The organism is Streptomyces cyaneofuscatus, assembly GCF_000718135.1.
Classification (GTDB): Bacteria; Actinomycetota; Actinomycetes; order Streptomycetales; family Streptomycetaceae; genus Streptomyces; species Streptomyces cyaneofuscatus.
Map to the genome: position 1 here is coordinate 1 of NZ_JOEM01000037.1, position 24,733 is coordinate 24,733.

General features: G+C 73.2%; 17 protein-coding genes, 1 tRNA gene and 1 riboswitch. Of the genes, 8 read left to right on the top strand and 10 right to left on the bottom strand.

Features of this window, described 5'->3' with window-relative positions:
• Nucleotides 1-491: 491 nt before the first annotated feature.
• Nucleotides 492-1,049, bottom strand: a complete 558-nt coding sequence (locus IF17_RS0134980) for a MarR family winged helix-turn-helix transcriptional regulator (RefSeq protein ID WP_018513524.1) — start codon at nt 1,047-1,049, stop codon at nt 492-494.
• 150 nt (nt 1,050-1,199) lie between these two features.
• Here IF17_RS0134980 and IF17_RS0134985 point away from each other — a divergent pair, with 150 nt between their 5' ends.
• Nucleotides 1,200-2,558, top strand: coding sequence for an MFS transporter (locus IF17_RS0134985; protein ID WP_030575090.1), 1,359 nt, complete (start codon nt 1,200-1,202; stop codon nt 2,556-2,558).
• 27 nt (nt 2,559-2,585) lie between these two features.
• Here the strand turns inward: IF17_RS0134985 and IF17_RS0134990 are convergent, their stop codons facing one another.
• Both IF17_RS0134990 and IF17_RS0134995 read right to left on the bottom strand, forming a co-directional pair.
• On the bottom strand, nt 2,586-4,325 hold the full coding sequence (locus IF17_RS0134990; protein ID WP_030575092.1) for an ATP-binding SpoIIE family protein phosphatase: 1,740 nt from the start codon (nt 4,323-4,325) through the stop codon (nt 2,586-2,588).
• A 192-nt stretch (nt 4,326-4,517) separates the two neighbouring features.
• Complete coding sequence (locus IF17_RS0134995) at nt 4,518-5,984, bottom strand: NAD(P)/FAD-dependent oxidoreductase (RefSeq protein WP_078616146.1); 1,467 nt, start codon at nt 5,982-5,984, stop codon at nt 4,518-4,520.
• A 342-nt stretch (nt 5,985-6,326) separates the two neighbouring features.
• On the opposite strand from IF17_RS0134995, the gene IF17_RS0135000 reads away from it, so the two are divergent.
• A complete protein-coding gene (locus tag IF17_RS0135000) occupies nt 6,327-7,277 on the top strand; it encodes a TetR/AcrR family transcriptional regulator (protein WP_483316157.1) in 951 nt (316 codons plus the stop codon).
• A 255-nt stretch (nt 7,278-7,532) separates the two neighbouring features.
• Nucleotides 7,533-9,635 carry a sigma-70 family RNA polymerase sigma factor gene (locus IF17_RS0135005; RefSeq protein ID WP_030575100.1) on the top strand — a complete coding sequence of 701 codons (2,103 nt, stop codon included), beginning with the start codon at nt 7,533-7,535 and terminating at the stop codon, nt 9,633-9,635.
• Between the two features lie 69 nt (nt 9,636-9,704).
• Here the strand turns inward: IF17_RS0135005 and IF17_RS0135010 are convergent, their stop codons facing one another.
• On the bottom strand, nt 9,705-11,816 hold the full coding sequence (locus IF17_RS0135010; RefSeq protein ID WP_030575101.1) for an asparagine synthase-related protein: 2,112 nt from the start codon (nt 11,814-11,816) through the stop codon (nt 9,705-9,707).
• Nucleotides 11,817-12,686: 870 nt separating this feature from the next.
• On the opposite strand from IF17_RS0135010, the gene IF17_RS0135015 reads away from it, so the two are divergent.
• The 4 genes from IF17_RS0135015 (at nt 12,687) to IF17_RS0135030 (ending at nt 18,158) form a co-directional block, all read left to right on the top strand.
• Complete coding sequence (locus IF17_RS0135015) at nt 12,687-14,300, top strand: NsdA family TPR-like regulatory protein (protein WP_030575103.1); 1,614 nt, start codon at nt 12,687-12,689, stop codon at nt 14,298-14,300.
• Nucleotides 14,301-14,418: 118 nt separating this feature from the next.
• Nucleotides 14,419-15,675, top strand: a complete 1,257-nt coding sequence (lhgO, locus tag IF17_RS0135020) for an L-2-hydroxyglutarate oxidase (RefSeq protein WP_030575104.1) — start codon at nt 14,419-14,421, stop codon at nt 15,673-15,675.
• The gene (trmB, locus tag IF17_RS0135025) at nt 15,668-16,555 is read left to right on the top strand and encodes a tRNA (guanosine(46)-N7)-methyltransferase TrmB (RefSeq protein WP_030575105.1); all 888 of its coding nucleotides are present in this window, start codon (nt 15,668-15,670) and stop codon (nt 16,553-16,555) included. The genes lhgO and trmB overlap by 8 nt, the downstream gene beginning before the upstream one ends.
• A gap of 130 nt (nt 16,556-16,685) precedes the next feature.
• The gene (locus IF17_RS0135030) at nt 16,686-18,158 is read left to right on the top strand and encodes a PrsW family intramembrane metalloprotease (protein ID WP_030575106.1); all 1,473 of its coding nucleotides are present in this window, start codon (nt 16,686-16,688) and stop codon (nt 18,156-18,158) included.
• A 30-nt stretch (nt 18,159-18,188) separates the two neighbouring features.
• Here the strand turns inward: IF17_RS0135030 and IF17_RS0135035 are convergent, their stop codons facing one another.
• The 6 genes from IF17_RS0135035 to IF17_RS0135060 all read right to left on the bottom strand — a co-directional run bounded on the left by IF17_RS0135035 (nt 18,189) and on the right by IF17_RS0135060 (nt 23,658).
• Nucleotides 18,189-19,133: an aldo/keto reductase gene (locus tag IF17_RS0135035; protein ID WP_030575107.1), complete on the bottom strand. Its 945-nt coding sequence runs from the start codon at nt 19,131-19,133 to the stop codon at nt 18,189-18,191.
• Between the two features lie 176 nt (nt 19,134-19,309).
• Nucleotides 19,310-20,353: a M23 family metallopeptidase gene (locus IF17_RS0135040; protein WP_030575108.1), complete on the bottom strand. Its 1,044-nt coding sequence runs from the start codon at nt 20,351-20,353 to the stop codon at nt 19,310-19,312.
• Nucleotides 20,354-20,364: 11 nt separating this feature from the next.
• Nucleotides 20,365-20,517, bottom strand: a riboswitch (cyclic di-AMP (ydaO/yuaA leader).
• A 210-nt stretch (nt 20,518-20,727) separates the two neighbouring features.
• Complete coding sequence (locus tag IF17_RS0135045; RefSeq protein WP_030575109.1) at nt 20,728-21,957, bottom strand: PP2C family protein-serine/threonine phosphatase; 1,230 nt, start codon at nt 21,955-21,957, stop codon at nt 20,728-20,730.
• Nucleotides 21,958-22,104: 147 nt separating this feature from the next.
• The gene (locus IF17_RS0135050) at nt 22,105-22,854 is read right to left on the bottom strand and encodes a MerR family transcriptional regulator (RefSeq protein ID WP_030575110.1); all 750 of its coding nucleotides are present in this window, start codon (nt 22,852-22,854) and stop codon (nt 22,105-22,107) included.
• A gap of 102 nt (nt 22,855-22,956) precedes the next feature.
• Nucleotides 22,957-23,030: transfer RNA gene (locus tag IF17_RS0135055), tRNA-Met, on the bottom strand.
• 58 nt (nt 23,031-23,088) lie between these two features.
• Nucleotides 23,089-23,658 carry a CGNR zinc finger domain-containing protein gene (locus IF17_RS0135060; RefSeq protein WP_030575111.1) on the bottom strand — a complete coding sequence of 190 codons (570 nt, stop codon included), beginning with the start codon at nt 23,656-23,658 and terminating at the stop codon, nt 23,089-23,091.
• A gap of 84 nt (nt 23,659-23,742) precedes the next feature.
• Between IF17_RS0135060 and IF17_RS0135065 the strand changes: the two genes are divergently transcribed.
• Nucleotides 23,743-24,621, top strand: a complete 879-nt coding sequence (locus tag IF17_RS0135065; RefSeq protein WP_030575113.1) for an alpha/beta fold hydrolase — start codon at nt 23,743-23,745, stop codon at nt 24,619-24,621.
• Nucleotides 24,622-24,733 lie beyond the last annotated feature (112 nt).

Here is a 24,733-nt window from a genome sequence, read left to right on the forward strand (position 1 = left end):
CGGACGCTTCCTTCGGTCCCGTTTCACCGGGGCCCTCCGGGCGCTTCCCTTCGTGTTTCTTTGTCTTGCTGTCCTGCGTTTCCGACTCTATCAGACTCTCTCGTGTCCGACTTCCCGGTCGAAGCGGGTCAAGCGGTCTTGCTGTTTTCGCTTTCCAGGTTCTTCGCTTTCGCGTTTTCCCTTTCCGGCGAGTCCGACTCTATCAGATCCTTTCGGGCCTGACTCCCAGTCAGCGGGGCTTGTCTTCTCGGCTGTTGTGCCGTTCCGACGCTCAAACTCTAGCGGATTCTCCCGGCGGCTCATAATCGAGCCTTCGAAATCAATTCCGGCATGCCGAAATTCTCCCGACTGGGAGATCGTGCTGAAGTTTGGTTGCCGCGTGTGCGGCGGGATGGCTGCCGCAGAACCGTTCCGGCCCCGTGACAACTCGAAGAACTTTACGGATCGGGCCGGGGCGTGTCAACCCCGCCCAGCCCCGGTTCCGGGGCCCCTCAGTCCAGGTCGGTGAGGCGGCCGCCGGCGTCCGGCTGGGCGTGCTCCACGCGGCGCAGGAGGCGGACCAGGAGTTCGCCGAGGACCCCACGTTCGTCGCCGGAGAGGTCCTGGAGGAGGTCCTCCTCGAAGTCGGAGGCCATGCGCATCGCCTCCAGCCACTTCGTACGGCCCACATCCGTCAGCTCGACGATGACGCGGACCCGGTTGTTCTCGTCGCGGTCCCGGGTGACCAGGCCCTCAGCGGCCATCCGGTCGACGCGGTGGGTCATGGCGGCCGGGGTGAGGCCGAGGCGCTTCGCCAGTTCGCCCGGGCCCAGGCGATAGGGGGCGCCCGACAGGACGAGGGTCTTGAGGACCTCCCACTCGGCGTTGCTGATGCCGAGGGCGGCGACCTGTCTCCCGTACGCGACGTTCATCCGGCGGTTCAGGCGGCCCAGCGCGGAGACGACCTGTTCGACCTGGGGGTCGAGGTCGCGGAACTCGCGCTGATAGGCGGCGATCTGTTCGTCGAGGCTCGGCTCGTGGGGGCCGGGCTCCTCGGTGCTCTCGGACATGGCGGGCAGTATGGCACGCCCTCACCACCCTTGAAGTCCTTCATGCTGTAGTTTTCACCTTCTAAGTTTAGTGCTAAAGTCTTCGAGTCTGATTCGTTCAGGACCTTTGAGTCCTTCTAGACCTTGAGGCAGGTGAGTGTGACCAGGGAGATGGGCGCAGCGCTGCGGCGGATCCAGCTGGGCAGCGCGCTGAGCGCGTTCGGGCTCGGGTTCACCGTTCCGTATCTGTACGTCTATGTGGCGCAGGTGCGGGATCTGGGTGCCGGTACGGCGGGAGTCGTGCTGGCGGTCTTCGCGATGGCGGCGCTGGCCGTTCTGCCGTTCACCGGGCGGGCCATCGACCGGCAAGGGCCGCTGCCCGTGCTGGTGGTGGCCGCCGGCCTCGCCGCCGTGGGCGCCGCGGCCCTGGGGTACGCGAGTAGCGTGCCGGCCGCCGTGCTGGCCGCCGCCGTCCTCGGTGCGGGCACCGCCGTGATGCAGCCCGCCCTGGCCACCATGCTCGTCTGGTGCTCCAGCACCGCCACCCGTACGCGCGCCTTCGCCATGCAGTTCTTCCTGCAGAACCTGGGCCTCGGGCTCGGTGGGCTGGTCGGCGGGCAGCTCGTGGACGTGAGCCGGCCCGCGAGCTTCACCATGCTGTTCCTGATCGAGGCCGGGATGTTCGTGGTGCTCGGTGTCGTCGCGGTGACCGTGAAGATGCCCCGTACCGCTTCCATCGGCGGAGCCCGGCCGACCGACGGGTCCGGCAAGGGCGGGATGCGGGCGCTGCTCTCGCACCGGGCCATGGTCCAGCTCTGCGTGCTCGGGTTCGTGCTCTTCTTCGCCTGCTACGGGCAGTTCGAGTCCGGGCTCGCCGCGTACGGCACCGAGGCCGCCGGGATCCAGCCCTCGACGCTCGGCTTCGCGCTGGCCGCCAACACCGCGGTCATCGTCATCGCCCAGTTCGTCGTCCTGCGGCTCGTCGAGCGGCGGCGGCGCAGCCGGGTCATCGCGGCCGTGGGCCTGATCTGGGCCTTCGCCTGGATCGTGGCGGGCTATGCGGGGCTCGGGCACGGCAGCCAGACCATGGCGACGGCCGCGTTCATCTCGACGTACGCCCTGTTCGGGCTGGGTGAGGCGATGCTGTCGCCGACCGTGGCTCCGCTGGTCGCCGATCTGGCGCCGGAGTCGATGGTCGGGCAGTACAACTCGGCGTTCGCCCTGTGCAAGCAGCTCGCGCTCGCCGTCGGTCCGGCGGTCGGCGGGCCGATGGGGGCCTCGCTCCACGGTCCGTACATCGTGACGTTCGTGCTGTTCTCGCTGGGCATCACGGTGCTCGCGCTGCGGCTGGGGCGCCGGCTCACCCCCGTACAGGATCAGCCGTCGCTGGCTCCCGCGCCCTCGCGGGTGGTGGCGGTGTCGCTGCCCGAGGGTGGGGACAGCGGTGCGGAGGCGGCCGACCGGGCCGTCTCGGTCACCGCGCCGACGGCCGCGGCCACCACGGCCGCTGCCGCCACCGCCGGTCGCTGAGCCGCGCGGCCTGGCCTCAGCAGAGCCTCAGCGGGGCAGGGCGAACTCGCACCAGACCGCCTTGCCGCCGCCCGGGGTGCGGCGGCTGCCCCAGGAGGTGGCGATCGACGCGATGATCTCGATGCCGCGTCCTGCCTCGTCGGCCGGTTCGGCCTGGCGGCGGCGCGGCAGGTGGTCGTCGCCGTCGGTCACCTCGATGATCAGCCGCCGGTCCGTGCGGCGCAGGCCCAGGCGCATCGGCGGGGTGCCGTGCTGGAGCGAGTTGGCGACCAGCTCGCTGGCGGCCAGGACGCCGAGGTCGCGGAGCTCGACCGGGAAGCGCCAGGAGGTCAGGACCCCGGTGGCGAAGGCGCGGGCGCGCGGGGTGGCTTCGATGCCGCCGAGGAGGTCGAGCGCGGCGTTGTGGAACAGCTCCGCGTTCGTCCCCGTTCGGGCGGGGTGCTGGACCACCAGGACCGCCACGTCGTCGTCGTGCTCGGCGGTCACCCCCAGGGAGCGGATCAGCCGGTCGCAGACCACCTGCGGTGATCCCTTGGCGCCGGAGAGGGCGCGGGCGAGGGAGGCGACGCCCTCGTCGATGTCCTCGCTGCGGCGCTCGACCAGACCGTCGGTGTAGAGGACCGCGGTGGAGCCGGGCGGCAGCGCGATGGTGCCCGAGGTGTGGATCCAGCCGCCGGTGCCGAGCGGCGGGCCCGTGGGGTCGGCGGCCCGGCTGACCGTGCCGTCCTCGTCGCGGACGAGCATCGGGAGGTGGCCCGCGGAGGCGTAGACGAGCTGTCCCTCGTTCGGGTCGTGGACGGCGTAGACGCAGGTGGCGATCTGGGTCGCGTCGATCTCCGAGGCGAGGCCGTCGAGGAGCTGGATCACCTCGTGCGGCGGGAGGTCCAGTCGGGCGTAGGCGCGGACGGCGGTGCGGAGCTGGCCCATGACGGCGGCGGCGCGGACGCCCCGGCCCATCACGTCGCCGATCACCAGGGCGGTGCGGCCGGCGCCGAGGGTGATCACGTCGTACCAGTCGCCGCCGACGGCCGCGTCGGTGCCGCCGGGCTGGTAGGTGGCGGCGATACGGAGGTCGTCGGGCTGCTCCAGCTCCTGCGGGAGAAGGGAGCGCTGGAGGGTGACGGCCGTTTCGCGGTGGCGGCGCTCGCTGGTGCGCAGGCGCTCGGCGGCTTCGGCGTGGTCGGTGACGTCGGCCGCGTAGACGAGGACGCCGCCCTCGCTCCTGGTCTCCTTGTCCTTCTCGTCCGCCTTCGCGTCGGTCTTCTTCTCGTCCTTGTCCGCCGTGCCGTCCCAGGCGGCGACCGGGGTGCAGGTCACGGTGTACGAACCGCCTCCGGCCGTTCGGCGGGACTTGACCGTACGGGCGGTGCCGCTGCGCAGGACCTGGTCCAGCAGGGGCAGCACGCTCAGCTCGGCGAGCTCGGGCAGGGCCTCGGCGGCGGGGACGCCGGAGGGGCGGGGGCCGAACGCGGTCTCGTACGCCTCGTTGACGTACGCGACGCGGTGGTCCGGGCCGTGCAGCAGGGCGACGGCGGCCGGGAGGCGCCCGAGGATCTCGCGGGCGGAGAGGTCGTCCAGGGCGGGCCCGGGGGCGGCGGGGGCGGGGGTGGTGTCGGGGGGTACCGGAAGGGGACCGTCCGGCAGGGTGGCCGCGGCCTGCGCCTGGGCGTACTCGGCCCGGGCCGCGGGGACGGGGGTGCGGTCGTCCCGCGCGGCGGCTCGACGCTGCGTTCCGGGAAGGCGGGCGCTCCAACGCGTGAAGTTCACGGAATTTCTGGCCTCGTGTGTCGGTTCGGTGCGTCGCTGCTGGTCACTGTCGGTCACTGCCGGCCGGGTCACTCTGTGCAGGTGTGGGCCCACCTATGGTCACACGTCCAGTGTGACCGACCGTACTGACAGTCGCCGTCCGGCCGCTGTCCTGGCGGCGTCCGAACGGCGTACACCGGGGAGCGGCCCTGGTCAGCGGGAGGGGTGGGGCGGCACTTCGCCCGGCGGGTCCTCCGGACTCTCGTCGGCGTCGGGGCGGGGCAGGGTCCCGGGGCGTTGCGGAGCCACCGAGCCGCCACCGGCCGCGAGTTCGAACTCGGCCCGGGGGTGTTCGAGCGAGCCCAGGGAGACGATCTCCCGTTTGAAGAGTCCGGCCAGGGTCCATTCGGCAAGGACGCGCGCCTTCCGGTTGAACGTCGGCACCCGGCTGAGGTGGTACGTACGGTGCATCAGCCAGGCGGGGTAGCCCTTGAGCTTGCGACCGTAGACGTGGGCGACGCCTTTGTGCAGGCCCAGGGAGGCGACGGATCCCGCGTACCTGTGGCGGTATTCCACGGGCGGGCGGCCCTCCAGCGTCGCGAGGATGTTGTCGGCGAGGACCTTGGCCTGGCGGACGGCGTGCTGGGCGTTGGGGGCGGTCTCCTTGCCCGGCTCGGCGGCGGTGAGGTCGGGGACGGCGGCGGCGTCGCCGGCGGCCCAGGCGTGCGGCATTCCCTCGACGGAGAGGGTGGCGGTACAGCGGAGCCGGCCGCGTCCGGTGAGGGGGAGGTCGGTGGCGGCCAGGAGCGGTGCCGGTTTGACGCCCGCGGTCCACACCAGCGTGCGGGTGGGGAAGCGGGAGCCGTCGCTCAGGACGGCGACGCGGTCCTCACAGGTGTCGAGGCGGGTTTCGAGGCGTACGTCGACGCCTCGGCCGCGCAGCTCCCCGACGGCATACCGGCCCATGGCCTCACCGACCTCGGGGAGGATGCGGTCGGAGGCCTCGACGAGGATCCATCTCAGGTCCGTGGGCTTGATGTTGTGGTAGTACCGCGCGGTGTAGCGGGCCATGTCCTCCAGCTCGGCGAGCGCTTCCACGCCCGCGTAGCCGCCGCCGACGAAGACGAAGGTGAGGGCGGCGTCGCGGATCGCGGGGTCGCGGGTGGCGGACGCGATGTCCATCTGTTCGATGACGTGGTTGCGCAGCCCGATGGCTTCCTCGACGGTCTTGAACCCGATGCCGAAGTCGGCGAGGCCGGGCACGGGGAGGGTGCGCGAGACGGATCCGGGGGCGATGACGATCTCGTCGTACCCGATCTCCAGGGCGCCGGTGCCGTCCTCCGCGGTGGCGAGCGTGGTGACGGTGGCCGTGCGTTTGGCGTGGTCGATGCGTCCGGCCTCGCCGATGACGATCGTGCAGAGGTTCAGGACGCGGCGCAGCGGCACGACGACGTGGCGCGGTGAGATCGAGCCGGCGGCCGCTTCGGGGAGGAAGGGCTGGTACGTCATGTACGGCTCGGGCGTGACGACCACGATCTCGGCGTCCCCGCTCTTGAGTCTCTGCTTCAACTTCCGTTGGAGACGCAGCGCTGTGTACATCCCGACGTAGCCGCCGCCGACGACGAGAATGCGCACACCTGGCCGGGTGCCGGGGGTCGTCCCCCGGGAATCTGGAGCCATCACCACCCCATGACGCAACGGAGTCGGTGGTTTGTCCACAGGCCCGGCAAATTGTGTGACCGGCGGGCGCCGCGGGGAAGTTCCGGCCGGTCGGCCGGGCGACAGGGAAGCGGTGCAGGTCAGGCGCCGTGCGGAGGGCGAATGGGCGGGGGTGGGGAGCGGATCGGCGCGCTCCTGCTCCGATCGGGGGGCGCACCATGCGGAACTTCCCCCTTCTGAATTGACGCAGGCTCAACTATGTTCGTAACCCGTCGGGAGTCGGGTGCGGATTTCGTTGTGCTCACTCACCGGCTGACACGGCGGGGAAGTCTCCGGGGGGAGACGTCATAACCGGGGGAAGTTATGCAGATTCAGGATTCGCATGGGCAGTCCGCGCGCACGCACGCGGCCAAGGATCACGGACGTCTGGGCTCCGTGGGAGCGCTCGGTGTCATGAGCTCGGCCGACGCGGTGCGCTCCGCCGCGGCGATGAGCGCCGCGGCGATCGGAGCGCCCACGACAGGAGCGCCGACGACAGGAGTGCCCGCGGCAGGAACGGCTGCGGCCGGTCCCGCGGCGAGCGGGACGGCACCCACCTCACCTGCGGTGGCCACGCGTTCGGCTCCGCTGCGCGTCGACGCGCAGCGCAATCTGGAGCATGTGCTGCGGGCCGCGCGTGAGGTGTTCGGTGAGCTGGGGTACGGCGCTCCGATGGAGGACGTGGCACGCCGCGCCCGGGTCGGAGTGGGCACCGTCTACCGGCGGTTCCCCAGCAAGGACGTGCTGGTGCGGCGGATAGCCGAGGAGGAGACCTCCAGGCTGACCGAGCAGGCGCGTACGGCTCTGGGGCAGGAGGAGGAGCCCTGGTCGGCTCTCTCCCGCTTCCTGCGGACCTCGGTGGCATCGGGGGCGGGCAGGCTGCTGCCCCCGCAGGTGCTGCGGGTCGGGGTCGACGCGGAGGAGCCGGACGCACCGGTGAAGGGGGACGCGGGGGACGAGACCCGCGTTCCGCAGCAGCGGCAGGGCGTGGCCCAGGCCGACTTCCGTGTCGTCGGTCAGCGCACCGGGGGCGGGGACGAGCTCGAAGGCCTCGGGGAGGACTCGGGCGCGGGCGAGCTGCTGGAGGTCGTGGGCCGGCTGGTGGACCGGGCGAGGGAGTCGGGCGAGCTGCGCGCGGATGTGACGGTGGCGGATGTGCTGCTGGTCATCGCCACGGCCGCCCCGTCCCTGCCGGACGCCGCCCAGCAGGCGGCGGCCTCGGCCCGGCTGCTGGACATCCTGCTGGAGGGGCTGCGGTCCCGGCCTGCCGTCTGAGGTCACCGTCCGGAGCTCGCTCGTATCGGTGAACGGGCGAGCGGGTTCCGGTGGGCGGACTCCGGTAGGCAGGTTCCGCAGGTCCCGGTAAGCGAAACAACCAGGTGTCATTCCCCGAAAGAGGGTTCTCTAGCACTCGCATTCGAGAAAACGCCCCGGATGAGTGGTTGGCAGGACTGAGGGTCCATCGCGATTGAGCCATGTGGCACTCTTGGCCGGTATTCGGGTCCGAGGGTGTATACGGGGGCTTCCGCGATGAGCGGTAACGAGCAGCAGGAAGAGCCGCTCGACGAGATCGCTGCGGCGGGTGGGGGCACGAAGGCCGACGGGATGTCCTCCGGGCAGGTGCCTGCCCAGGCGGGGCGTGGATCGTCGGATGCTTCGGACGGTGAGGCTGGAGGCGGCACCGTCCTGCCCGGGCCGTGGCCGTCCGTCGCCGATGTCGAGTCCGAGTCCGGGGACCACTCCGGGGACAGCGCTTCCGGCAGCGTCGGTGCGTACGCCGTGCCTTCGCAGCGCGAGGGCCGCGTCGGGTCCCCGGACACCGGGCTCTCCGACGCCCAGTTGATCGAGGGCATGCGCGAGGGGGACAACCTCGCCTACGACGAGCTGTTCCGGCGCCACTCGGGCGCGGTCCGGCGGTACGCCCGTACGTGCTGCCGGGACGGGCACACCGCCGACGACCTGACCGCCGAGGTGTTCGCGCGCACGCTCCAGGCCGTACGGGGCGGCAAGGGGCCGCAGGAGGCCGTCCGGGCCTATCTGATGACCGCCGTCCGCCATGTCGCCGCCGCCTGGACGAAGAGCGCCAAGCGGGAGCACCTGGTCGACGACTTCGCGGTGTTCGCCGCGCAGGCTTCCCGTACGTCGGAGCTCTCCGACGACGACACCCTCGACCTCGGCGCCGATGTGCTGGCGATGCACGAGGCCGAGCAGTCGATGGCGATGGAGGCGTTCCGGAGCCTGCCGGAGCGCTGGCAGGCGGTGCTCTGGCACACCACGGTGGAGGAGGAGTCGCCCAGCGAGATCGCCCCGCTCTTCGGCCTGACCGCCAACGCCACCGCCGTCCTGGCCAGTCGGGCCCGCGAAGGGCTCAAGCAGGCCTATCTCCAGGCCCATGTGAGCCAGGCGCTCACCACCGGGGGCGACTGCGCGCAGTACGCCGACCGGCTCGGCGCCTACGCCCGGGGCGGGCTGCGGATGCGGGCCGAGCGCGGGCTGCGCAAGCACCTCGACGAGTGCGCGAAGTGCCGGGTGGCGGCGGGCGAGCTGGAGCATGTGAACGCCGGGATCCCGGCGCTGCTGCCGATCGCGGTCATCGGCTGGTTCGCCGCCGGGTACTCGCTCAAGGCCGCAGGCGTCGTGGCAGGTGGTGCCGCCGGCGCCGCCGGGGCGGGAGCCGCCGCCGCGGCCACCGGATCGGGCACCACCGGTGCTGCTGCCGGGGGTGCCGCGGGAGGTTCCTCCTCCGGGGCCACGGGAGGTGCCGCCGGAGGTGCCGCCTCCGAAGGGCTCGGCGCGCCCGCCAAAGCCGGGATCGCGGCCGCCGTCGCCGTGGCGGCCGCCGCCGGTCTGGTGTGGGCGCTCGTCGGCGACGACCAGCCGAAGCCGGAGGCCAAGGCCGCGGCGAAGCCCCCGGCGGTGGCGCCCGAGGTACCGGCACCGGAGCCGCCCGCGCCGGAGCCCGAGCCTCCGGCCGCGCCCGCACCCGACCCCGTACCGCCCGCGTCGCCCGACCCGGCCCCCGAGCCGGAGCCGGAACCGGAGCCCCCAGCACCGGAGCCCGAGCCGACCCCGCCGCCGAGCGCCGAGCCCACGCCTTCCCCCGAGCCGCCGGAGCCCGCGCCGCCCGCGCCCAGTCCTCCGCCGCCTCCGGAGCCCGACCCCAGCCCGGAACCGCCGCCCCCGCCGCCGCCCGCCCCGACCGTCTACCAGGTCAACGAGCTCGCGTACTCCCTGCTCGGCGACCACACCGAGCCGGAGGTCGTCACCGGGCGGAGCAGCTGGATCTGGCAGCGTACGAACGTGGCGATCGCCGAGACGCGGTACGCGCACGGGGTCACCGTGCACGCCCGCTCCTCCGTCACCATCCAGCTGAACCGCCCGTGCACCCGCTACGAGGCGATGGTCGGCGTGGACGACCTGACGATGGGGCTCGGCGCCGTCCGCTTCTCCGTCTACAACGAGGACGGGGCGCGGCTGTGGCGCTCCCCGGTGATGGCGGGCGGCGCGCCCGCCATCCCGGTCAGCGTCGGGATCGCCGGGCAGTCGTCGATCCGGCTCGTGGTGGAGCCCGAGGGGCCGCTCGGCGGGGTGGCGCTGGCCGACTGGGCGGATTCCCGGATCAGCTGCGCCTGAGGCCGGTGCCGTGGTGCCTGGATCCGGTGCCGTGGTGCCTGAGCCCGGCCGCGCGGAACCAGTCGTACGTCACGGCTGGAGCGTGCGCCGGGACGGGACCACGCCGCCCGCCACCGCGCGCTGGCGCGGCGCCGCCGTCCCCGTCCAGCAGGTACCCCGGCGGGCCAGCAGCCGGCGCAGCCACAGCTCGGTGGAGGCCAGTTCCGCCAGGCCGTCGAGCGGGAGCGGCTCGCCCTCGGAGGCGGCGCGCAGGGCCTTGCGTACGGTGCGGGCCTCGACCAGGCCCGCGTCGGCGAGGAGCGGGGCGTCGAAGAGAGCCATCAGGTCGGGCAGCGCGGTACGCAGGCCGGTGCGGGTGACGGCGGTGGAGGTGGCCTGGGACGGGGTGCCCCAGCCGGGCGGCAGGTCGTGGATGCCCGCCCCGCCCAGCACCCGGCGCAGGATCGCGGCCCGGGCGCCGGGCTGGACGCGGAGGGATTCGGGGAGCGCGCGGGCGGCCCGGACGACCTGGTTGTCGAGGAACGGGGCGTGGAGGCGCTGGCTGCGGATCTCGGCGGCCTGCTCCAGGATGCGGTGGTCGGCGGCGCTGCGGGCGAGGGCGGCGCGGGCGCGGGCCTCTCCGGGGCGCTGGACCGAGGTGGGCCGGATCGCCGCCTCCTGGAGGCGAACCGATACTTCCGCCAACGCCTCGCCCGTCAGCCAGCGGGCCGCAGGACCCGGGCGCGACCAGGCGAGGGCGGCGAGCGAGGCGTCGGCGGGGGTGGCGAGGTCGGGGGCGTACCGGTTGGCGTCGGGGAGGAGCCCGGCGGCGGTCTCCAGGCCGGTGCGGTACGACGTACGGGCCAGGCGGCGGGCGGCGCGGTAGACCGTCAGCGGGACGAACAGGGAGTGCGCCGAGGGGCCTTCGGCCTTGGTGAGGGCGGCGACCGGGCGCAGGAGGTGGCGTCTGCGCCGGTCCATCAGGAGGTCGGCGAGACGGGCCGGGTGGGCGTCCAGGACCTGCCGGGCGCCATGGCCCACCAGATGGTCGGCGCTCCCTGCGGCGAGGCGGCGGCGGTGGCGTTCGGCGACGACGAGGGAGGGGCCCGGCTCGTCGGTGAGCGCTCCCGTGCCCAACGAGGCGTACGGGAGGGCCTCTTCGCCGGCCGCGACGACCACGTGGTGCAGGCGCGGGTTGGCGGCGATGGCGCGGGCGCGCTCCAGCTCGTCCTCGTGGCCGCGCGTGGTGAGGTCGTTGAAGGTGACGGCGAGCAGCCGCTCCCCGGCGCCCGTGCCGTGGCCGAGGAGGGTGCCGGGCAGTCCGGGCAGCCCGGCGGCGAGCAGGGCGAGGGTGGCGGAGGCGCTCCCGCCGGAGAGGTCGGCACCGATTCCGGCCACCGGGCCGCCCCGGGCCGCGCGCCGGTCGGCGGGGCCCATGCCGGGGACGGGTCCCGGGTCCTGCGGCAGGGTCTCGGGGGCGTGGCGGGGCGCGGTGAGCCGGGCGCGTACGGCTTCGACGAGCGCGTCCCGTACGCCCTCCACCGCGTGCACCGGGTCGACCTGGGGCGCGGCGACGGCGAGGGAGGCGACGGCCTCGTACCCGGTGATCTCCCGCGAGCCCTCCCGCAGGATCAGCGCGTGACCGGGCGGGACCCGCTTCACCCCGGCGTACGGGGTGCCGTCGCCGAGCGCCTCGGGGCTCTCCGGGCAGGCGAGCAGGGCGGCGAGGTGGCCGATGTCGAGCTGGGCCTCGATGAGGTCGGCGAGCGGCAGGGCGGCGGTGGCGTAGGCGGTGCCGTTGGCCCACGGGGTGTGGAAGACGGGCCGGGCGCCGGCGAGGTCGCCCGCGACGGTGATGCGGCGGCCGATCTGGACGACGGCCGTGTAGCTGCCCGGCCAGGCGGTGAGGTGGCGCATCGCCCCGCCCCGCGCGGCGAGCAGCCCGACGCGCAGCTGCTCGTCGGTGGCCCCGCAGCAGCCGAGGACGGCGAGGCGCGCGGTGGGGGCGCCTTCGGGCGTGGCGACCCCGATGACGCGGATCTCGTCGGGGCGCCAGTCGCCGACCGCCCAGAGCGGATCCGGGTCGCCCCACAGGAGTTGGGAGCCCACCGGGTGGACCGTGCGCCCCTCACCGCCGTTGCCGACGGCCCCTACCGTGCCGAAGCTCGCGGCGATACTGCTCCATCCCACCAACCAACGCATCGCCGCCTCCACAGGCTGTGGACAAGCGGCGCACCGTACCGAGTCGCATCGCCGCTGCGGGACATGCTGCCACGACAGGGCCGCAGGAGAGGGGGTACGGGCAGCGCACGCCGGATGAGCATGCGCCCCTGGCAAAGGCCGGGCCCCCGGCTCGGCCCCGTCTTCACCGCATCACCGGCAACGGAAGTGCCGATTCCGGGAGTTAACACCGCAAGCACTGCCGTCGGTCACGCTCACCACCGCATCGGATTCCGCCGGCGCCGCCGGGGCCGCCGGCCCGGGAGAGCGGTCGAAATCCGGCCATAGCCGGACCGTTGGCCAGACCGTCACCGGACAGTCGATATTCAGCCATTCTCGTCGGGCTCCGCCGCTCGCGCACACCCGTCCGCGCCCCCCGCGGCGGACCCTCCCACGCACAGTCCGGGAGGTGGGCCTCACCTCCCGGACCGGTCCGCCGCCCGCGGGGAATGGAGCGGCGGTATCCCCCAGCCCACTGAGTCCAGTGCAGTGAGCCGACCCACGCGGTACCCAGCCAAGCCCCTCCCGTACGGGCCGGGCCAGAGCGCACGGCCGGGCGCACGGCCACACGCCAGGGGCACGCCCCGCCCCGGCACGCGCACCCCCGGAGCGCGGACCCCGCCGCCCGCACGGACAACAATCCCGCCATACGGACGTCTGCCCCTTAACGGTAGGGATGGGGAGAACTACGCTGTGTTTACTGGTGTTCTCAGCAGGGGGGCATATTCCTCGGGGCTCGGCCACATGCGTGTGCAGGCGGAGTACGGGGGTTCGAACCTGGGGAGCATCGGTACGAATGCCGCGCGCCGTCCTCGGTGACGCGGCGGCTGTCTGTGTGTCGAGGGGTGGCGCATGTCCAGGGAGCAACGCGGGCCGAACGAGAAGCTCGGCACGGTTCTCGCCCTCGCGGGAATCAGTAACGCCGGGCTCGCCCGGCGGGTCAACGACCTCGGAGCACAGCGCGGTCTGACACTTCGCTACGACAAGACCTCGGTGGCCCGGTGGGTCGCCAAGGGGATGGTGCCGCAGGGTGCGGCGCCTCATCTGATCGCGGCGGCGATCGGGGCCAAGCTCGGCCGGCCGGTCCCGCTGCACGAGATCGGTCTCGCCGACGCGGACCCCGCGCCGGAGGTCGGCCTCGCCTTCCCCCGGGACGTGGGCGAGGCGGTGAGGTCGGCGACCGAGCTGTACCGGCTGGATCTGGCCGGGCGCAGGGGCGGCGGCGGGATCTGGCAGTCGCTGGCCGGTTCGTTCGCGGTGAGCGCCTATGCGACCCCCGCGTCCCGCTGGCTGATAACCCCCGCCGATCCGTCGGTCGCCCGCGACCCGACGGCGGCACAGGCGGCGATCCTCGGCGCCCGCAGCGGCGGCCAGGACTCCCCGGGCGCGCCCGGCCCACGCGGACCGCAGGGCGCTCCGGACGGCCGTGGCGCACACATCCTGCACACACCCGGGGGCGCGCCGGGCGGCTCCGGCCTCGGCTCCGGCCCCGTTTCCGGCTCCGTGCCCGTCCAGCCCGGCCCGGAGTCCGTCGCGGACGCCTCGCCGCTGCGGGTGGGCCACAGCGACGTCATGAAGCTGCGCGAGGCGGCCCAGGACGCCCGGCGCTGGGACTCCAAGTACGGCGGCGGCGACTGGCGTTCCTCCATGGTGCCGGAGTGCTTACGCGTCGACGCCGCACCCCTGCTCCTCGGGTCGTACACCGACGAGGTGGGCCGCGCCCTGTTCGGCGCGTCGGCCGAGCTGACCCGGCTCGCGGGCTGGATGGCGTTCGACACCGGCCAGCAGGAGGCCGCCCAGCGCTACTACATCCAGGCCCTGCGCCTGGCCCGCGCCGCCGCCGACGTACCGCTCGGCGGCTATGTCCTCGCCTCGATGTCCCTCCAGGCGACCTACCGGGGCTTCGCCGACGAGGGCGTCGACCTCGCGCAGGCCGCCGTGGAGCGCAACCGAGGGCTGGCGACCGCCCGCACCATGAGCTTCTTCCGGCTGGTGGAGGCCCGCGCCCACGCGAAGGCGGGCGACGCACCGGCCGCGGGGGCCGCGCTCAAGGGCGCCGAGAGCTGGCTGGAGCGGTCCCGGGCGGGCGACGCCGACCCGTCCTGGCTCGGCTTCTACAGCTACGACCGGTTCGCCGCCGATGCCGCCGAGTGCTACCGCGACCTCAAGGCGCCCCGCCAGGTGCGGCGCTTCACCGAGCAGGCGCTCTCCCGGCCGACCGACGAGTTCGTCCGCAGCCACGGACTGCGGCTCGTCGTCTCCGCCGTCGCCGAACTGGAGTCGGGGAACCTGGACGCGGCCTGCGCGGCGGGCACCCGGGCGGTCGAGGTGGCCGGCCGGATCTCCTCGGCGCGCACCACCGAGTACGTACGCGATCTTCTCCACCGCCTGGAGCCGTACGGGGACGAGCCGCGCGTCGCCGAGCTGCGGGAGCGCGCCCGCCCGCTGCTGGTGACCCAGGTCTGAGCCGCCCGGCGGGTGCCTTTCGGCGCCCGCCGGTCACCGTGTGCGCCACGTCCTGCCCGGATCGGGTTTGAGCCCGTTGTCAGTGGGTCAGTGCACTATCGGGGTGGGAGGTGGCGTGATGATGACGCACGCGGCGTACGACTGCGATGTGCTGGTGATCGGCGGCGGGATCGTCGGTCTGTCGACCGCGTACGCCCTCCAGCGGGCCGCTCCGGGCACCCGGGTGACGGTCCTGGAGAAGGAGCGCGGCCCGGCCCGCCACCAGACCGGACGCAACAGCGGAGTGATCCACAGCGGGATCTACTACCGCCCCGGCTCGCTCAAGGCGCGGTACGCGCTGCGCGGCTCCGCCGAGCTGGCCGACTTCTGCGCCGAGCACGCGATCGCCCACGCCACCACCGGCAAGCTGATCGTCGCCACCGAGCGCTCCGAGCTGCCCCGGCTGCACAGCCTGGTCCAGCGCGGCCGCGAGCACGGACTGCCCGTGCGGGAGCTGGGCCCGGCACAGATCGCGGAGTACGAGCCCGAGGTGCGGGGCCTCGCGGCGATCCGGGTCGGCACGACCGGCGTCTGCGACTTCACCGCCGTCGCCACCCGCTTCGCGACCGAGGTCACCGCCGCCGGCGGCATCGTGCGGTACGGGGCGGAGGTCACCGCGATAGACCGGCGCGCCTGGGGCGTGGCGGTGCGCACGGCGGACGGCCTGGTGGTCCGCGCCCGGACCCTGGTCAACTGCGCCGGGCTGCACTGCGACCGGGTGGCCCGGCTCGCGGGCGACGACCCGGGGGTGCGGATCGTGCCGTTCCGCGGTGAGTACTACGAGCTGGCCCGCCCCGAGCTGGTGCGCGGACTGGTCTACCCGGTGCCGGACCCGGCCTTCCCCTTCCTCGGCGTCCACCTGACCCGGGGCTTCGACGGCTCGGTCCACGTCGGGCCGAACGCGGTCCCCGCCCTGGCCCGCGAGGGGTACGGCTGGCCGGTGGTGCGCCCCGCCGAACTGCTGTCCACGCTGAGCTGGCCGGGCACCTGGCAGATCGCCCGCAGGCACTGGCGGTACGGGGCGGGCGAGGTGCACCGCTCGCTCTCGAAGTCCGCCTTCACCCAGGCCGTACGCCGACTGCTCCCCGCCGTACGGGAGGAGGACCTGCGCCCATCACCGGCCGGGGTCCGGGCCCAGGCGGTGCTGAAGGACGGCACGCTGGTCGACGACTTCCTGATCCGCGAGGCCCCGCACACCGTGCACGTGCTCAACGCGCCCTCACCCGCCGCGACGGCGTGCCTGCCGATCGGGCGGGAGGTGGCGCGGCGGGCGCTGCGCCGGGCTCAGGAGACGGGGTGGAGGCCGCCCGCCGTAGAATCGGGTCATTGTGTCTGAGCAGCCCTTGAACCCCACCACCGCCGCGGCCCCCGAGCCGGAGGCGGCGACCACTGTGACCGGTTCCGCGACCGGCTCCACCGCCGCCGACGCCACCTCGGCCGACGAAGCCGCCGCGCTGCGGGCCGCCTCCTTCGAGCGCGCGCGCCGGCTGCGCCAGGAGCCCCGCTTCCCCGGCGGCCCCGCCGCCGACCCGGCCGGCTCGCACCACGAGCGCCGGATCCGCAGCTTCCAGCCGCGCCGCAGCCGGGTCACCACCGGCCAGCAGGACGCCCTGGAGCGGCTGTGGCCCAAGTGGGGCCTGGACATCGACGGCAAGCGCGTCCTGGACCTGGACCAGCTCTTCGACGGCCTGCCCGTCGTCCTGGAGATCGGGTTCGGCATGGGCGAGGCAACGGCCCGGATGGCGGCCGACGACCCGGGCACCGGCATCCTCGCCGTGGACGTCCACACCCCCGGCCAGGGCAACCTGCTGGGCCTCGCCGACAAGGCGGGCTCCACCAACGTACGGGTGGCCAACGGCGACGCGGTGATCCTGCTCCGCGAGATGCTGGCCCCCGAGTCGCTCGACGGCCTGCGGGTCTACTTCCCCGACCCGTGGCCCAAGGCCCGCCACCACAAGCGGCGGCTGATCCAGCCCGAGTTCCTGGACCTGGTGGCCCCGGTCCTCAAGCCCGGCGCCATCATCCACTGCGCGACGGACTGGGAGCCGTACGCGGAGCAGATGCTGGAGGTGCTCACCGCGCACCCCCGCTTCGAGAACACGGCGGCGGACGGCGGATACGCGCCGCGCCCGGCGTTCCGGCCGCTGACCCGCTTCGAGGGCCAGGGGCTGGACAAGGGCCATGTCGTGCACGACCTGCTGTTCGCCCGCATCTGAGACACCGCCTCCCGTATCTGAGACAACGCCTGACGCCCCGCCGGGAACGGCCGCTTCCCGGCCGAACGGTGAGGTGTCCTGGCCGGATGCACCGTCGCCGGGTGTCGGTGGTCCTCGTTAGGGTCGAGGGGTGTCCGACGGTTCCGTGCAGTACCAGCAGCGGCAGCCGGCGGTCCCGGTCCTCCACGAGCAGCGGCCCGAGGAGGTGCTGGGCGCCGTGCCGGAGCGCGGCCGGTGGACGTACCGGCCGCGCCGCGTCGGCATGGTGTGGCGCAGCAAGGTGTTCCGCGCCGGAACGGTGATCGTGGCGCTCGCGCTGTGCTGGCTGGTGATCCTGGCCCTGGTCCGCGAGCAGACGGGCCCGGAGGGATTCGTGGTCGGCCTCGGCCTGGCGGTGCTTCCGGTACCGCTCCTGCTCGCCGCCTTCCGCTGGCTGGACCGGGTCGAGCCGGCCCCCTGGCGGAACCTGATCTTCTCCTTCGCCTGGGGCGCGTGCGCCGCCGCACTCGTCGCGATCATCGCCAACTCGTTCGCGATGCGCTGGATCGCCACCGCGACGGCCGACCCGGCGAGCGCCGACACGCTGGGGGCGACGGTGATCGCCCCGGTCGTGGAGGAGAGCGCCAAGGCCGTCTCGATCCTGCTGGTCTTCATCTTCCGGAGACGGGAGTTCCGGGGCGTGGTCGACGGCATCGTGATCGCCGGCTTCACCGCGACCGGCTTCGCCTTCACCGAGAACATCCTCTACCTGGGCAACGCCTTCGACGAGGACCAGCAGCTCGGCAGCTCCGGGATCGCCTCGGTGACCGCCGGGACGTTCTTCGTACGGATCGTGATGTCACCGTTCGCGCATCCGCTGTTCACGGTCCTCACCGGCCTCGGCTTCGGCTTCGCGGCCATCAGCGCCCGCCACCACCGGGTCCGCCGGATCGCCCTGCCCGTGCTCGGCCTGCTCTTCGCGATGGGCCTGCACGCCCTGTGGAACGGCTCGTCGGCCTTCGGCCCGTACGGCTTCTACGCGGTGTACGGGATGGTGATGGTCCCGGTCTTCGCGCTGGTGACCTGGCTGGCGGTCTGGTGGCGCCGGCGGGAGCTGCGGACGCTCGCCGCCGAACTCCCCGCATACGCCACGGCCGGCTGGCTGACCCCGGCCGAACCCCTGGCGCTCTCCTCGATGCGGACCCGGGGCGTGGCCCGCGACCTGGCCCGCCACTGGCACGGGAAGCAGGACCGGTCGCGGGGGCGGGCGGCGGCCCGCGCGGTGGCCGAGTACGAGTCGTTCGCGACGACCCTGGCCGGCCTGCGCCGCCGCGCCCGCCACGACGCGGTGGGCCCGGACTTCGCCGCCCGGGAGCGGGAGCTGCTGCACCACCTCTGGCAACGCCGGGCCATCGCGGGCCCGGCCCTCACGCACGCGGCCCAGATGACCGGCACCGGCCCCTGCCCGCACCCGTATCCGTACCGCCCGCCGATGCCGCCGTACGGACAGGGGCAGGGACACGGGTACGGCTACGGGTATGGCTACGGGTACGGGCAGGGGCACGGGACCGCGTACGGCAGCCCGCCCCCGCAGCCGTACCCGTACGGCCGACACAGCCGGTAAGGCCCCACCGCGCCTCCCCCGTGACTCACTTCAGGCCGACGCCTCCGTGAGCGCCGCCAGCTCCGCCTCCGTCAGCTCCAGGTCCGCGACGGCCAGCAGCGCGGGGAGCTGCTCGACCGTGCGGGCCGAGGCGATCGGGGCCGCGACCGTCGGACGGGCGGCGAGCCAGGCGAGGGCGACCGTGGCGATCTCGGCACCCCGTTCCGTGGCGACCCGGTCGAGGGCGGCGAGCACCTTCCGGCCGCGCTCCGACTCCAGGTGCTCGCCCGCCTTCGCGGAGCGGGCGCTCTCCACGCTCGTACCCGGGCGGTACTTGCCGGTGAGGAAGCCCGAGGCCAGCGCGTAGTACGGGACGGCGGCGAGGCCGGCGCGGGCGGCGGTCTCCTGGAGCGGGCCCTCGTAGGTGGCGCGGGAGACCAGGTTGTAGTGCGGCTGGAGCGCGACGTACCGGGCCAGGCCCTCGCGCTCGGAGAAGTCCAGCGACGCCTGGAGGCGCTCCGGGCTGATGTTGGAGGCGGCGATGTGGCGCACCTTGCCGTCCTTCACCAGCCCGTCGAGGGCGGTGATGATCTCCTCGACCGGGACGGTCTCGTCGTCGAAGTGCGTGTAGTAGAGGTCGATGTGGTCGGTTCCGAGGCGGCGCAGCGACTGCTCGGCCGCGCCCTTGATGGTGGCGGCGGAGAGCCCCCTGTAGTCGGGGTGGGCGCCGACCTTGGTGGCCACGACGATGTCGGAGCGGTTGGCGCGGGAGGCGAGCCACTTGCCGATGACGGTCTCCGACTCACCGCCCTGGTTGCCCTCGACCCAGGCGGAGTAGGCGTCGGCGGTGTCGACGAAGTTGCCGCCGGCCGCGGCGTAGGCGTCCAGGACGGCGAAGGACCGGTCCTCGTCGGCGGTCCAGCCGAAGACGTTGCCGCCGAGGGAGAGGGGGAAGACCTGGAGGTCGGAGCTGCCGAGGGTGCGCAGAGAAGTCATGTCGGGGTTCAACGGCGGTGGCGGAGCCGCGTATTCCGTCCCCCGCACTTCGGCGGACAGACCGGCAGCCCTGACGTCGGGGGGTGAGCGTCAGGGCTGCCGGGGTATGCGGGGGGGGGACGACGACGAACGACGTCCGGGGTCTCAGACGGACGGGGTCTCAGACGGACGGGGCCTCAGACGGAGAGGCCCTTGCTGTTCAGCCAGGCCGCCGGGTCCATCGCCGAGCCGCCGGCGGTGCGGACCTCCAGGTGGAGGTGGACGCCGGTCACGTTGCCGGTCGCGCCCATGCGGCCGATGGTCTCGCCGGTGCTGACCTGCTGGCCGACCGAGACGTCGATCGAGGACTGGTGGGCGTACCAGATCTCCGTACCGTCCTCCAGCTGGAGGACCGTGCGGTAGCCGTACGAACCGGACCAGCCGGCCGACGTGATCGTGCCGCTGTGCACGGCCTTGAGCGGCGAACCGGCCGCCCCGGCGAAGTCCAGGCCGGTGTGCTGGCCGGAGGACCACATCGCGCCGGACTGGCCGTAGGTCGAGGTGAGCGTGTACGAGGAGGTCGGCAGGGTGTAGCTGGCGCGGAGCTTCGCGAGGCGCTCCTCCTCGGCCTTCTTCGCCGCCGCTTCCTCCGCCGCCTTCTTCTCGGCGGCGATCTTGGCCTTGACCGCGGCCTCGGCCTCGTCCTGCTGCTTCTTCGCCTCGGCGGCGGCCTTCTCGGCCGCGGCCTTCTCCTCGGCGGCCTTGGCCTCGGCGTCGGCGCTGGCCTGCTGCTGCTCGGCCTGCTGGAGGATGCGGGCGCGCAGGGCCTCGCCGGCGTCGGTGGCGCCCTGGTCGGCCTCGGCGGTCGTGATGCCCGCGGTGGTGAGCGGGGCGGCGGTGACCGGTGCGGCCTCGGCCTCCTCGGACATGAGGGACCCGACGCCGGGAAGGGACTTGGCGTCGGGGAGGTTGTCCGCGATGGAATCGGGAAGAGAGATGGAGACCGGCGGCTTGCTCTGGGCGGTGGCCATGCCACCCGCGCCGACGGCCGCTATGACGCCGACCCCGAGGACGGTGGAGCTGCGGGCGAGACCCCGCTGCTTGGCCACGCGGTGCTTGCCGCGCACGGGACGGATGGACTCCGCGGTGGGGTTCCACTCCTCCCACGTCCGCTCCGGACCACCGAGGCCATCGGCAGTGAAGGGTGACGGGGCCTCAGGGGCAGGCTTGTTGGACGCCACGTGGGCGCACTCCTTTCCTTCCTTCTCGCCTACCGGGTTAGCTGACGGGTTCGGAGCAGGAAGGTCTCCTACGGGCCCCTCCGTCTCTCACGAGACACAGGCGTCCGATTCACCCCATGTAGGTGGTTCCCCGGTTCCCTTGCGGGATTCGGCGCTCGCGCACGGCGCCGTCTCTGACGACGGCTGGGACGACCGCGCTGCGTTATCGAACGTTAATAGACAGACGGGCTCGATTCCAAGCTGTTCCTGTTGATCATTAACGGCTCCGGCGGGGACTTACCGTCCACAAGCAGCGCGAATCGGACGACTTGACGATCCCTCGCCCACACCTCTTTTTCTGACGGTGTGTCAACTGTTATGCGGAGCGGTGCCCTTCAATTACGCACCGTGTCATCGCCCCGGCCGACGATCTTCACCGTCGTCCGCCGCGGCGGCTGCCCCTCCGCCGGCCGGCTGACCGCGAGCAGCGCCAAGTCGTCCGTCGACCGGCCCCCGGTGTGCAGCCGTACGTCGTCGGTGAGCGCCGAGAGCAGCTCCTCGGGGCCGGGGAAGATCCGGCCGCGCAGCCGGGCCGCCGGGTCGTAGAAGACTCCGTTGGCGTCCCGTGCCTCGGAGAGGCCGTCCGTGAAGGCGAGCAGCGTCGACCCCGGGGGCATCTCCCACTCGTCGGACCGGTCGGGCCACACCCCGAGGTCCATCCCCAGCGGCATCGCGGGCACGGACGGCGCGAGGACCTCGAGGGCTCCGTCGGCGTGCAGCAGGATGGGCTCCGGGTGACCCCGGTTCACCAGCCGCAGCGAAGCCGAACCCGGCGGGATCTCGGCCAGTACGGCGGTGATGAACCCCTCCATGGCGTCCAGCCCGTACCGCCGCGTCCCCTCCCGCGCGAGCGCCCGCTCCAGCCGCTGGGCCACCCCCTCCAGGGACCGTTCCTGCTCGGCGGCCTCCCGGAACGCCCCGATGATCACGGCCACCGCCTCCACGGCGTCCAGCCCCTTGCCGCGCACGTCGCCGACGACCAGGCGTACGCCGTACGGGGTGTCCGCCACCGCGAACAGGTCCCCGCCGACGAACTCGTCCGCCTGCGCCGCCTCGTACCGCGCCGCCACCTGGAGCCCGCCGATCCGCTCCGCCGGGGTCGGCAGCACGGCCCGCATGGCGGTCTCCGCGATGACGCGCGCCGAGGCCAGCTGCTCGTTGCTGCGGCGCACGACCCCGTTGATGACGAGGGCCAGGGCCGCGGCGGTGAGGACCGTGATCATCTCGATGACCGGGACGACCTGGGTGGACGTGCCGTCGGAGAGCCGCATCGCGATGACGGAGAGGACCGCGGCCACGCCCGTACGGATCGTGCTGGCGAGCGAGAAGAAGGGGGCGGCGATCAGCGGCGCGGCCACGAACAGGGGCACGGCGGTGAAGTTGGGCGGGGCGAGCGAGTCGAAGAGGAGCCCGCCGCCGATCAGCAGCACGGGCAGCAGCCGGACGAACCGCCGGGTGCCGACGCTCCGGGCCACCACCGGCCTGCCCTTCCCGGTGGAGCCGGGCGCGGCACGCCCGGGGATCCCGAGGCTTGCCCTCACGAGCCCGCGCCCCTTCTCCGCCATCCCCACCACCTGTGCACTCCTGCTGCCCGGTCCGACCACGGCTGCGGACGGTACCTCGCCCCGTCCAGGCTTCCCGGAGCCGCGCCGTGCGGCGACCCGTCATCGGCCGAATAGGGGGAAGCGGGCCTGGTGCGCAGGCCTCCGCGGTCAGTCGGAGAGCCGGCGCTCGGCGTAGATCGTCAGTGCATCCCGTACGAAGGCGGCGGTGCCGTCCCCGTAGCGATCGTAGTTCTTTCCGAAGCGCGGATCGGCGACATACATCTCGCCGAGCCCGATGACGTAGGAGCGGCTGGGCTCCCCGGACGACGACGACAGCCACGCGCAGTGCCGCCGGGCGATCTCCTGGGCCCGCTCACCACCGGCCTCGGCCCCGGTCTCCCGGGCCCTGCCCCAGTCCCGCGCGATGGCCTCGTGCTCGCCGAGGAAGGCCTTCTTCCCGGCCTCCCCGAGCGAACGCCACCACCGGTCGCCCTCCTCGTACGCCTCGCGGCCCCAGCGCTCGGTCACCTCACGCTCATGAGCGGTGTGGTCGAACCCGTCGAACACTTCCTCGGCCATGAGTTCCCTTCCCTCCTGCGTCTTGTGGAGAGTGGTCCGCACCGAGGCGATCTGCCGCCCGATGCGCGCCTGTTCCTGTTCGAGCAGCCGCAGGTGCGCCCGCAACGCCACGGCCGTGTCCCGCTGCCCTTCGAGCACACCCTTGATGGCGGGCAAGGACAGCCCGAGCTCCCGCAGCAGCAGGATGCGCTGCAGCCGGACGAGGGCGTCCTGGTCGTAGTAGCGGTAGCCGTTGCTCCCGAGCCGGCTCGGCGCGAGGAGACCGAGGTCTCCGTAGTGCCGGAGCGTGCGGCTCGTGGTGCCGGCCTTTCGGGCGATTTCCTGGATGGACCACTCCATGCCGGAAACGCTAGATCTTTACGTTGCGTCAAGGTCAACCCGGAACCCGCCGGGGAACGACTCGGGCCCGGCACGCTGTGCGTGCCGGGCCCGGATCTTCAGTAGCGGGGACAGGATTTGAACCTGCGACCTCTGGGTTATGAGCCCAGCGAGCTACCGAGCTGCTCCACCCCGCGTCGGTGAACACAACTCTACGCCATCGGAGCGGCCGCCCCGACCACACCCCGTGCGGGGTCAGCCGGTCCGATGGCGCTGGTAGTAGCGGGCGACGCGGGCCCGGTTGCCGCAGCGGGCGGCCGAGCACCAGCGGCGGCCGGGGTGCGCGGGCACGAAGAGCATCACGCAGTCCTCGGCTCCGCAGGCCCGCACCCGGCTCCCGGCCGGCCCGGCCAGCAGCGCGGCGGCGTCCTCGGCGAAGAGCGCGGCCAGCCGTACGCCGGGCGCCCCCTCCCTGCGGGGGACGAGCACGAGCCCCTCCCCACCCTCCCGGACCAGCTCACGGACGAGCGGAGCGGCGGCCAGCGCCCGGTTGATGCCCAGAACGGCCTCCGGCGGTACGGGCTCCCCGTCCCGGGCGGCGTACAGGGCGGCGGCGATGTGCTCCCGTACGCGACGAAGCTCGGCGAGATCGTCACCGCCGAGCGGACCCACGGCTTCCTCGATCCGCCCGGCCTCCAGCGCCAGCCAGGCCCGCAGTCCGGCCACGTCCCCGATCAGGTCGACGGGACCGCTCGCCAGGCGCGGGCGGGTGTTGACCAGGTCGACGGCGAGGGGCTCACCGATCAGCGGCACGGGGTCGGTCATACCGCTAACGCTACAGCTCCCCATTGACACATTAGCATCAGCCCGCTCAAACTAATGCCACATCTCATCCAGGAGGCATGTGAAATGACGTTACGGACCGCTGTCCCCCGCACGCTTCACCGCCACGTCACCGTCGGAGGCGTCCAGGTCTTCTACCGCGAGTCGGTCCCCGCCCGCCCCGACGCCCCGGTCCTCCTGCTGCTCCACGGCTTCCCGTCGGCCTCGCACCAGTTCCGCCGCCTGATCGACGCGCTCGGCGCCCACTACCGCCTGATCGCGCCGGACTACCCGGGCTTCGGCCACACGGAGACCCCCGACGGCTTCGCGTACACCTTCGACCGCCTAGCCGACATCACCGAGGGCTTCGTGGAGCGGCTCGGCCTGACCCGCTTCGTGATGTACGTCTTCGACTTCGGCGCCCCCGTCGGCTTCCGGCTGGCCCTGCGCCACCCGGAGCGGATCGCGGGCCTGGTCGTCCAGAACGGCAACGCCTACGAGGAGGGCCTGTCGCCGGACGCCCGCGCCTTCATCGCCCTGCGCCCGGAGACGCCGGGCGCCGAGGACCGCGTACGGGACCTGCTGACCCTGCCGGCGACCCGGGGCCAGTACGAGGGCGGCACGACGGACCCGGAAGCGGTGTCCCCCGACGGCTGGACGCTCGACCAGCACTTCCTGGACCGGCCGGGCCGCAAGGAGGCGCAGGTAGCCCTGGCCTTCGACTATCACGGCAACGTCGAGCAGTACCCGCACTGGCAGGCCTGGCTGCGCGAGAACACCCCACCCACCCTGATCACCTGGGGCCGCAACGACCCGTTCTTCCCGGAACCGGGGGCCCGCGCCTACCTGAGCGACCTGCCCGACGCCGAACTCCACCTCTTCGACACGGGCCACTTCGCCTTGGAGGACCACCTGCCCGCCATCGCCCCGCTGATCGCGGACTTCCTGGACCGGGCGTGGGGGTGACGGCGGCCGGTCCGCCCCTGGAGATCCACCGGCCGCGGATCCGCCGGACACGGTCGAGACGAGGCGCCCGCGGGGAGAATGGCCGGCAGGAACCGGCACGCTGAGGAGGGGC